Source organism: Mycobacterium sp. 1164985.4 (assembly GCF_001668575.1).
Lineage (GTDB): Bacteria > Actinomycetota > Actinomycetes > Mycobacteriales > Mycobacteriaceae > Mycobacterium.
In genome coordinates this window covers 1-10,551 of sequence record NZ_LZMD01000042.1, presented here as the reverse complement: position 1 = coordinate 10,551, position 10,551 = coordinate 1, and the positions used below count along the sequence as shown (strand labels likewise).

Below are 10,551 nucleotides of genomic sequence, written 5' to 3'. Positions count from 1 at the left end.
GGTGTGCGCCGCTGCACCAGCACTCCGGCCGTCGCGATCGGTATCTGGTACGCGAAGCGCCACAGCCGGGGCAGGACATCGCGCGTCGACAACCACGGGTAGGCCATATTGCAGGCTAGGTAACCGTCGAATCGCTCCGGCGCTCGCAGGATCATCAGGTATCCCACGAAGGCGCCCCAGTCGTGAGCCAACAGCAGGACGCGATCGAGGCTCAGTGCATCCAGAAGGGCGAGAACGTCAGTGGCGACGTCTTCCTTGGCCCACCGGTGCGGTGGTGGACCGGACCATCCATAACCAGGCAGGTCAGGTGCGATGATCCGGAGTCCGGCCGGCGGGTCGGCAAGCAGATCCCGGTATTCCCAATGGTGTTGCGGCCAGCCGTGCAGAGCCACGACCGGGCGCCCGTCGGCGGGCCCGGCCTCGGTCACGTGGAAGCGCACGCCGCGGGCTGTGACATACGACCGTCGCACCCCTTCGATCGGCGGAGGAGCAGAGGTCATAACGCGACTATAGGAACTGCCATCGCGCTAACGTGCGGTATGGCCGGATACCGAGCGCTGTTCGACGCCAGCATCGCTGATCCAGAAGGATTCTGGGCCGATGCCGCACGCGCGGTGACGTGGACGCGCGAGCCCAAGCAGATCCTCGACGCTTCGAACCCGCCGTTCTACCGCTGGTACGCCGACGGCGAGATGAACACCTGCGCCAATGCGCTCGACCGGCACGTCGACGACGGCCGCGGCGAGCAGCCGGCACTGATCTACGACTCGCCCGTCACCGGGGCGAAAAAAACCTACACCTACCGCGAATTGCGGGACGCCACTGCGAAGTTCGCCGGGGGCCTACGCGGCCTCGGGGTCACCAAGGGTGACCGGGTGGTCATCTACATGCCGATGATCCCCGAGGCGGTGATCGCCATGCTGGCGTGCGCACGATTGGGGGCGATCCACTCGGTGGTGTTCGGCGGGTTCGCCGCGCACGAACTCGCGACGCGCATCGACGACGCCCAACCGACCGTGATCGTCTCCGCGTCGTGCGGCATCGAGCCGTCGCGCACCGTCGCCTACAAGCCGATGCTCGACGCCGCGCTGGAGATGTCGGAGCACCCGCCCCGCAACTGCGTCATCGTGCAGCGCGACCATGAGCGCTGCGAGTTGGCGCCCGACCGCGACCTCGACTGGGAGGACGTCGTGGCTGCGGCGCCCGTTGACCCGGTGCCGGTGGCGGCGACGGATCCGCTGTACGTGCTGTATACGTCCGGGACCACCGGCAAGCCGAAGGGAATCGTCCGCGACAACGGCGGCCACGCGGTGGCGCTGCTGTGGAGCATGCGCAACATCTACGACATCGCGCCGGGCGACATCTTCTGGGCCGCCTCCGACGTCGGCTGGGTCGTCGGCCACTCGTACATCGTGTACGGCCCGCTGTTGCTCGGCGCCACGACGGTGCTCTATGAGGGCAAGCCGATCGGGACGCCGGACCCGGGGGCGTTCTGGCGGGTCGCCTCCGAATACGGGGTGAAGGCGCTGTTCACCGCGCCGACGGCCGTGCGCGCGATCCGCAAGGAGGACCCCGAAGGCGAGCACATCGGCCGCTACGACCTGTCGAAGATGAAGTACCTGTTCCAAGCCGGCGAACGACTCGACCCGGACACCTACGAATGGGCCGCACAGAAGCTCGGCATTCCCGTCGTCGACCACTGGTGGCAGACGGAGACCGGTTGGGCGATCGCCGCCAACCCCATGGGCCTGGAGCCCATGCCGATCAAGCCCGGATCTCCGACGGTTCCGATGCCCGGTTACGACGTCAAGATCCTGCATGTCGACGGCTCGGTCCGCGATGCCAACGAGGAAGGCGACATCTGCATCCGGCTGCCGCTTCCGCCGGGCACGTTGCCCACGCTCTGGGGTGACGACGACCGGTACCAGGCGTCGTACCTCTCCGAGCACCCCGGCTACTACCTCACGGGCGACGGTGGCTACCTCGACGAGGACGGCTACCTCTTCGTGATGGGCCGCATCGACGATGTCATCAATGTCGCGGGCCACCGGTTGTCGACCGGATCGATCGAGGCCGTGCTGGCCACCCACCCTGCGGTCGCGGAATGCGCGGTGATCGGGGTTCGCGACGAGATCAAGGGACAGGTGCCGCGCGGCTTCGTGGTGCTCAAGTCGGGCGCCTCGGCCGACGGGCTCGCCGAGGATCTCATCCGGCTGGTGCGCGAAGACATCGGCGCCGTAGCGTGTTTCAAGCTCGTCGACGTCGTGCCAGCACTGCCGAAGACCCGGTCGGGGAAGATCCTGCGCAAGACCATGCGGGGCATCGCGCACGGCCGGGATGAACCGTTGCCCTCGACGATCGAAGACCCTGCGGTGATCGAGGCCCTCAAACCGATCCTGAAGGGCTGAGCCCGCTCCCACGCCACCCCGATCGGCCTATATTCGGTGGCAGGCCCGCATCGGTCGTCGCGCGCGGGCTCACAACAAAGGAGTTGATTCGCGATGCGTACGTCTGCGGTCAAGGCCAAGAGCGGCTGTACCTGCAACTGCCACAAGTGCGATCAAGGTCATCACTGCGGAAACCCGCCTAACTGCTACATCAAGAAGTAGCTCGGCGCATCAGGACGTTGGGTCAGGCCGTTCGCAGACCTGTGCCGCGGGCCGCCACGCCGTCAAAGCGCCAGGTTCGTCCACCGGCCGTGACCGCAAACCCCGTTCGGCGGCCTGCAGGTTAGCGTCCGCGCCCGCCGGGTATTACCTGCCAGTCCGTCAATAACGGTTCCGGACGGAGGCAAGGGATGGCGACGAGACCGAAATACATGGCCGTTCAGGGAGCGGCGGTGATCGTGGGTGCCGTCCTGCTGCTCATCGGCGCCCTCGGCTTCATCCCCGGCCTCACCCACGATTACGACCAGTTGGCATGGGCAGACCACCGATCCGGGGCCAGCCTGTTCGGCATGATCGCGGTGTCCGGACTGGGCAACGTCGTCAACCTGGTGCTCGGCGCCCTCGGCCTGGTCATGGCCCGGACATATGCCGCCGCGCGGTGGTACTTCCTGGGCGCTGGACTGGTGTACTTCGCCTTGTGCGCCTACGGATTCGCCGTTGCCGACGCGTTCGGCTGGATGTGGTTCGGCATGGGCCTCGTCATGGTGATCCTGGGCCTCACGCTCGCCGGTCAGCACGACCCGACCAAGCGTCGCAGGAGGATTCGCGCCTAGGCTGATGCGATGCTCACCGCACTGCTCTGGGGCGGCGTTGCGGCATCCTCGTTGGTCATCGGTGCGCTCGCCGGGGTGCTACGCGACTGGAACGCCCGGCTGATCGGGTTGGTGCTCGGCTTCGGCGCCGGAGCACTGGTGGCCAGCATCTCCTTCGAACTGGCCGAAGAGGGTTTCCACGTCGGCGGGGCGATTCCGGTAGCCGCAGGTCTGGCCATCGGCGGCCTCATGTTCTTCCTCGCCGACAAAGGCGTCGCGCGGATCGGCGGCAGAGGCACCGGCGCCGCCGGTCTGCCGCTCGCACTGGGTGCGCTGCTCGACGGCATACCCGAACAGGCGGTACTGGGCATCGGGATCGCCGGCGGCGGCGCGGTGAGCGTGTCCTTACTCGTGGCGATCTTCGTGTCCAACCTCCCGGAGGCGATCGGTTCGGCCAGCGACCTGAAGGCGGCAGGCACGCCGCGGGGGCGGATCGTGCTCGGCTGGATCGCCGTTGCGCTGCTGTGCACCCTGGCCACGCTGGCGGGATTTCAGTTCCAGGAGGCGGCGGGCCGCCAATTACAAGGCGGAATAGACGGTTTCGCCGCGGGCGCCCTGCTGGTCATGCTGGTGACGTCGATGATCCCCGAAGCCACCGAGAAGGCTCGCGATCAGGCGGGGCTGGCGGCGGTGCTCGGGTTCGCCGTCGCCGCCGGCCTATCCCTGAGTAGCTAGGCCGTCTGTACTTCGTTGCGGCGCAGCGCTTCATCCGAAAGCCACGCGGACTCTCATGACACGTGGTTGTCTGGGTGAGTGAACACGGCGGTCGCGCCGGACACTGGCGCTCGACGCACACTGAACTTGGCGCTGGCCACGTGGGTCTCCGCCATCAACTTCTGGGCTTGGAACATGATCGGCCCGCTGTCGACCACATATGCGGGCGACTTGTCGCTCAGCAGCTCCGAGGCCTCGATGCTGGTGGCCACCCCGATCCTGGTGGGCGCGCTCGGACGGATCGTCGTGGGTTCGCTGACCGACCGGTTCGGCGGCCGCGTGCTGTTCATCGCGATCTCGCTCATCTCGATCGTGCCCGTGCTGGCAGTGGGTGCCGCGGGTTCGGCCGGGTCATACCCCATGCTGCTGGTGTGCGGCTTCTTCCTGGGCATCGCGGGCACCATCTTCGCCGTCGGCATCCCGTTCGCGAACAACTGGTATGAGCCGTCGCGCCGCGGCTTCGCCACCGGCGTGTTCGGCATGGGCATGGTGGGCACCGCGCTCTCGGCGTTCTTCACCCCCAGATTCGTCACATGGTTCGGGCTGCTGCCCACGCACGTCATCGTCGCGGCCGCGTTGGCGGTCACCGCGGCGCTGTGCGTGTTCTTCATGCGCGACTCACCGACTTTCGCGCCCAACACCGATCGCGTGCTGCCGAAGTTGAAGGCGGCGGCCAAACTCCGGGTCACCTGGGAGATGTCGTTCCTCTACGCGATCGTGTTCGGCGGCTTCGTGGCGTTCAGCAACTACCTGCCCACCTACATCAAGACGATCTACCACTTCTCGGCCGTCGACGCGGGCGCGCGTACCGCGGGATTCGCACTGGCAGCCGTGCTGGCCCGGCCCGTCGGCGGAGCATTGGCCGACCGCATCGCACCGAAGTACGTCGTGCTCGGCTCCTTCGGCGGCACAGCGCTGATGGCGCTGATCGCCATGCTGCAGCCGCCGCCGGATGTGTGGTCGGCGACCACCTTCATCGCACTGGCGGTGTTCCTCGGTATCGGCACCGGCGGCGTGTTCGCATGGGTGGCCCGTCGGTCACCGGCGCGGTCGGTCGGGTCGATCACCGGAATCGTCTCGGCCGCAGGCGGTTTGGGAGGCTACTTCCCACCCCTGGTGATGGGCTCGACCTATGACGCGGTCGAGAACGACTACTCCGTCGGCCTGATCCTGCTCGTCGCGACCGCGCTGATCGCGTTCGCCTACACCGCACTGCGGCTGCACGCCCACGAGCCGCAACCGAAGGAGGCAACCCAGTGACGACCACCGAGCCCCACATCGGCGGCCGGGTCGAAGAACTGCTCGAGCGCAGCGGCCGATTCTTCACTCCCGGTGAGGCTTCCAGCGACGGTCGGACCATCCACCGCCGTGGCGGCCGCGAGGGCGACATCTTCTACCGCGACCGGTGGAGTCACGACAAAGTGGTCCGCTCCACGCACGGCGTCAACTGCACGGGGTCGTGCTCGTGGAAGATCTACGTCAAGGACGGCATCATCACCTGGGAGACGCAGGAGACCGACTACCCGTCGGTGGGGCCGGACCGGCCGGAGTACGAGCCGCGCGGTTGCCCTCGGGGTGCGGCGTTCTCCTGGTACACCTATTCCCCGACGCGGGTGCGCTATCCATATGCGCGCGGCGAACTCGTCCGCATGTACCGCGAGGCCAAGTCGCGGCTGTCCGATCCGGTGTTCGCGTGGGCCGACATCCAGAGCGACCCCGAGCGCCGCCGACGCTACCAACGGGCAAGGGGCAAAGGCGGTCTGGTGCGGATCAGCTGGGCCGAGGCGACCGAGATGATCGCGGCCGCTCACATCCACGCGATCAAGCGGTATGGACCGGATCGGATCGCCGGGTTCTCCCCCATTCCCGCGATGTCGATGGTGTCCTTCGCCGCGGGGTCACGGTTCATCGAACTTCTCGGTGGCGTGATGACGTCGTTCTACGACTGGTACGCCGACCTTCCCGTCGCCTCACCGCAGGTGTTCGGTGATCAGACCGATGTGCCGGAGTCCGGCGACTGGTGGGACGCGTCGTACCTGATGATGTGGGGCTCGAACGTGCCGGTCACCCGCACGCCGGATGCACACTGGATGACCGAGGTGCGTTACCGCGGCACGAAAGTTGTCAGCATCAGCCCCGACTACGCCGACAACACCAAGTTCGCCGACGAGTGGATGCCGTGCGCAGCGGGCACCGACGGCGCGTTGGCCATGGCGATGGGCCACGTGGTGCTCTCGGAATTCTTTGTCAAACACAAGGTTCCGTTCTTCGTCGACTACGTCCGCAAATTCACCGACCTGCCGTTCCTGGTCAAGCTCGAGGAACGTGACGGCAGGTTGGTCCCGGGCAAGAACCTGACCGCGGCCGACCTCGGCGGTGACGCCGCGGCGCAGGAGAACGCCGCGTTCAAACCCGTTCTGCTCGATGCCGCTACCGACACCGTCGTCGTGCCGCAGGGGTCGCTGGGGTTCCGCTTCGGCGACGACGGCGTCACGAAGTGGAACCTCGAACTCGGCGACCTGGTACCGGCGCTGACGGTGCTGTTCACCGAGGCCGGTGAGTCGGCCGAAATCACACTGCCGCGGTTCGACACCTTCGACGGGCACGGTGAGACGCTGACCCGTGGCGTGCCGGTGAGGCGGATGGGCGAGCACCTGGTGTGCACCGTCTTCGACCTGATGCTGGCGCAGTACGGGGTGGCGCGACCCGGACTACCCGGAGACTGGCCCGCCGGTTACGACGATCCCAAGCCGTACACCCCGGCTTGGCAGGAGTCGATCACCGGAGTCGCTGGGTCCCAGGCGATCCGGATCGCCACCGAGTTCGCGCGCAACGCCGAGGAATCCGGTGGCCGGTCGTTGATCATCATGGGCGCCGGGATCTGCCAGTGGTTCCACGGCGACGCCACCTACAGGGCGGTGCTGGCGCTGGTGTTGCTCACCGGCGCGATGGGCCGCAACGGCGGTGGCTGGGCCCACTACGTCGGACAGGAGAAGTGCCGCCCGGTGACGGGTTGGTCCGCGCTGGCGATGGGTACCGACTGGTCGCGACCGCCGCGGCAGATGCCGGGCACGTCGTACTGGTATGTCCACACCGACCAATGGCGTTACGACGGTTACCGCGCCGACGCGCTGGCCAGTCCTCTGGGCCGTGGCCGGTTCCGCGATCGGCACACCATGGACGTGCTCGCCGCGTCGACCGCGATGGGTTGGAGCCCGTTCTATCCACAGTTCGACCGCTCGAGCCTCGACGTCGCCGACGAGGCGCGCGCCGCGGGCCAGGACATCTCCACCTACGTCACCGAACAACTCGCAGAGGGCACGCTCAAACTCGCCGTCACCGACCCGGACGACCCGGCGAACTGGCCGAGGGTCCTTTCGGTTTGGCGGGCCAACCTGCTGGGTTCCTCGAGTAAGGGCAACGAGTACTTCCTTCGCCACCTGCTCGGCACCGACTCGAACCTGCAGGCCGAGCCGACACCGGAAGCGCTGCGGCCCAACGACATCGCGTGGACCGATGACATTCCCGAGGGCAAGCTCGACATGTTGATGTCGATCGACTTCCGGATGACCTCGACGACGTTGCTCTCCGACGTCGTGCTGCCCGCCGCCACCTGGTACGAGAAACACGATCTGTCCAGCACCGACATGCACCCGTATGTGCACGCGTTCAACCCGGCCGTCGACCCCCCGTGGGAAGCCCATTCAGACTTCGAGGCGTTCGGCGCCATCGCCCGGGTGTTCAGCGCGTTGGCCGCCAAGCATCTGGGCGTGCGCTCCGACGTGGTGCTCGGCGCCATGCAGCATGACACGCCCGGCGCAATGGCCTATCCCGGTGGTGTCGAGAACGATTGGCGCGCTGGGGGAACCATCCCGGTACCGGGTAAGACCATGGCCCCGATGGCGGTGGTGGAGCGCGACTATCCCGCGGTCGCCGAGAAATGGGCGGCGCTGGGACCGCTCGTCGAGAAGCTGGGGTTGACCACCAAGGGGGTCACCGTCCGCCCCGACAAGGAGGTCGACGAGCTGGCGGCAAAGTTCGGCGTGATGGATTCCGGTCGCGCACAGGGACGTCCGGCTGTCAACACGGCCGAACGGATGGCGGAGGCCATCCTTGCGCTGTCCGGCACAAGCAACGGGCGCCTGGCCGTCGAGGGCTTCCGTGAGCTGGAGCGCCGGACCGGGCGCCGCCTGGTCCATCTGGCCGGCGGCAGCGAAGAGCGCCGCATCACGTTCGCGGACACGCAGGCGCGACCGGTCCCGGTGATCACCAGCCCGGAGTGGTCGGGCAGCGAGACCGGTGGGCGTCGCTACGCGCCGTTCACCGTCAACATCGAGGAACTCAAGCCGTTCCACACACTGACCGGCCGGATGCACTTCTACCTCGACCACGACTGGCTCGAGGAACTCGGCGAGCAGCTGCCGATCTACCGGCCTCCGCTGGACATGTCGCGGTTGTTCGGCGATTCGGCGGTGGGTCATCACGACGGTGTAGGGCTGACGGTCCGGTATCTGACGCCGCACTCCAAGTGGTCGATCCACTCCGAATACCAAGACAATCTGTTCATGCTGTCGCTGTCACGCGGCGGGCCGACGATGTGGATGAGCCCGGCCGATGCGGCGAAGATCTCGGTGCGCGACAACGATTGGGTCGAGGCGGTGAATCGCAACGGAGTGCTGGTGTGCCGGGCGATCGTCTCGCACCGGATGCCCGAGGGCGTGGTGTTCGTGTACCACGTGCAGGAGCGGGTGATCGACGTGCCGCTGAGCGAGACCACCGGGAAACGCGGGGGCATTCACAATTCATTGACCCGGCTGCTGATCAAGCCGAGCCATCTGGCGGGCGGATACGCCCAGACGGCGTTCGCGTTCAACTATCTCGGGCCGACGGGCAACCAGCGCGACGAGGTGACCGTCGTCCGGCGGCGCAGCCAGGAGGTGGTCTACCAGTGAAAGTCATGGCGCAGATGGCGATGGTGATGAACCTCGACAAATGCATCGGCTGCCACACCTGCTCGGTGACCTGCAAGCAGGCCTGGACCAACCGGCCCGGCACCGAGTACGTCTGGTTCAACAACGTCGAAACCCGTCCCGGGCAGGGCTATCCACGCACCTACGAAGACCAGGAGCGGTGGCGCGGCGGATGGATACGTGACCGGAAGGGTCGGCTGAAGTTGCGCGACGGCGGGCGGCTGAGCAAGCTGCTGCGGATCTTCGCCAACCCCAAGATGCCCAGCATCGCCGACTACTACGAGCCGTGGACCTACGACTACGAGAACCTGACCAACGCGCCGCTGGGTGAGCAGATGCCCGTGGCGCCGCCGCGGAGCCTGATCAGCGGAGAGCCGATGAAGGTTCAGTGGTCGGCGAACTGGGACGACAACCTCGGTGGGTCACCGGAGATCGTGTCCGGGGATCCCGTGCTGCGCAAGGTCAACGAGCGGGTCCGACTCGAACTCGAGCAGACGTTCATGTTCTACCTTCCGCGGATCTGCGAGCACTGCCTGAACCCGTCGTGTGTCGCGTCGTGCCCGTCGGGGGCGATGTACAAGCGCTCCGAAGACGGCATCGTGCTGGTCGATCAGGACCGCTGCCGAGGTTGGCGGATGTGTGTCTCCGGATGTCCTTACAAGAAGGTGTATTTCAACCACAAGACAGGCAAGGCCGAGAAGTGCACGTTCTGCTATCCGCGCGTCGAGGTCGGGCTGCCGACGGTCTGCTCAGAGACCTGCGTCGGCCGGCTCCGGTATCTGGGCCTGGTGTTCTACGACGTTGACCGCGTGCTCGAAGCGGCGGCGACGGAGAACGACACCGACCTGTACGAGGCTCAGAAGTCGATCATCCTGAACCCGCACGACCCCGAGGTCATCGCCGGCGCCCGCGCGGAGGGCATCTCGGAGGAGTGGATCGAGGCGGCCCAGCGTTCACCGGTGTACGCGCTGATCCACCGCTATCAGGTCGCGCTGCCCCTGCATCCCGAATACCGGACGATGCCAATGGTCTGGTACATCCCGCCGCTGTCGCCGGTGGTCGACGCGGTAGCCCGCGACGGTCACGACGGTGAGGAGATCGGCAACCTGTTCGGGGCGCTCGAGGCTCTGCGCATTCCGCTCGAGTACCTGGCCGGGCTCTTCACCGCCGGCGACACGGCAGTGGTGGAGGGCGTGCTGCGGCGGTTGGCCGCGATGCGTTCGTACATGCGCGACATCAACCTCGGGCGTGAGACCCAGCCGCATATCCCGCAAGCGGTCGGAATGACCGAGGAGCAGATCTACGAGATGTACCGCCTGCTCGCACTCGCGAAATACGAAGAGCGTTATGTCATTCCGACGGCATACGTCGCCGACGCCCATGCGCTGGAGGCGCAGGCGCTCGAGGAGCCGGGCTGCTCGCTGTCGTTCGAGGGTGGCCCCGGGATGTACGAGTCGGGACCGTTCGGCGAGGCCAGCGGTGCTCCGGTGCCCGTCGCGGTGGAGAGCTTCCATGCGCTGCACAACCGGCAGACCAGCGAGGGCATCGCGGTGACCGAGTCCCGCCCGTCACGGGTCAACCTGCTCAACTGGGACGGTCGCGGCGAAC

Annotated in this window: 7 protein-coding genes; 6 read left to right on the top strand and 1 reads right to left on the bottom strand. The window is 66.9% G+C overall.

Features of this window, described 5'->3' with window-relative positions; all coding sequences use genetic code 11:
• Positions 1–500: alpha/beta fold hydrolase (locus A5650_RS05930; RefSeq protein ID WP_156744024.1), on the bottom strand; the 500-nt coding region annotated here is incomplete at its 3' end.
• Between the two features lie 39 nt (positions 501–539).
• Here A5650_RS05930 and A5650_RS05925 point away from each other — a divergent pair.
• From A5650_RS05925 to narH, 6 genes are all read left to right on the top strand, one after another.
• Positions 540–2,408, top strand: a complete 1,869-nt coding sequence (locus tag A5650_RS05925; RefSeq protein ID WP_067287514.1) for a propionyl-CoA synthetase — start codon at positions 540–542, stop codon at positions 2,406–2,408.
• Between the two features lie 389 nt (positions 2,409–2,797).
• A complete protein-coding gene (locus tag A5650_RS05920) occupies positions 2,798–3,220 on the top strand; it encodes a DUF4383 domain-containing protein (protein ID WP_067287511.1) in 423 nt (140 codons plus the stop codon).
• A gap of 9 nt (positions 3,221–3,229) precedes the next feature.
• Positions 3,230–3,934, top strand: coding sequence for a ZIP family metal transporter (locus A5650_RS05915; protein ID WP_067089313.1), 705 nt, complete (start codon positions 3,230–3,232; stop codon positions 3,932–3,934).
• A gap of 120 nt (positions 3,935–4,054) precedes the next feature.
• Positions 4,055–5,233, top strand: coding sequence for a nitrate/nitrite transporter (locus tag A5650_RS05910; RefSeq protein WP_286150358.1), 1,179 nt, complete (start codon positions 4,055–4,057; stop codon positions 5,231–5,233).
• Positions 5,230–8,925, top strand: a complete 3,696-nt coding sequence (locus A5650_RS05905) for a nitrate reductase subunit alpha (RefSeq protein ID WP_067287504.1) — start codon at positions 5,230–5,232, stop codon at positions 8,923–8,925. The genes A5650_RS05910 and A5650_RS05905 overlap by 4 nt, the downstream gene beginning before the upstream one ends.
• Positions 8,922–10,551, top strand: a 1,630-nt coding sequence (narH, locus tag A5650_RS05900; protein ID WP_067287501.1) for a nitrate reductase subunit beta, incomplete at its 3' end; no start/stop codon positions are given. The genes A5650_RS05905 and narH, both read left to right, overlap by 4 nt.

Excerpts from the sequence above, each read along its gene's own strand:
- A5650_RS05925 (WP_067287514.1), top strand. The coding sequence starts at position 540 with ATGGCCGGATACCGAGCGCTGTTCGACGCCAGCATCGCTGATCCAGAA.
- A5650_RS05920 (WP_067287511.1), top strand. The coding sequence starts at position 2,798 with ATGGCGACGAGACCGAAATACATGGCCGTTCAGGGAGCGGCGGTGATC.
- A5650_RS05915 (WP_067089313.1), top strand. The coding sequence starts at position 3,230 with ATGCTCACCGCACTGCTCTGGGGCGGCGTTGCGGCATCCTCGTTGGTC.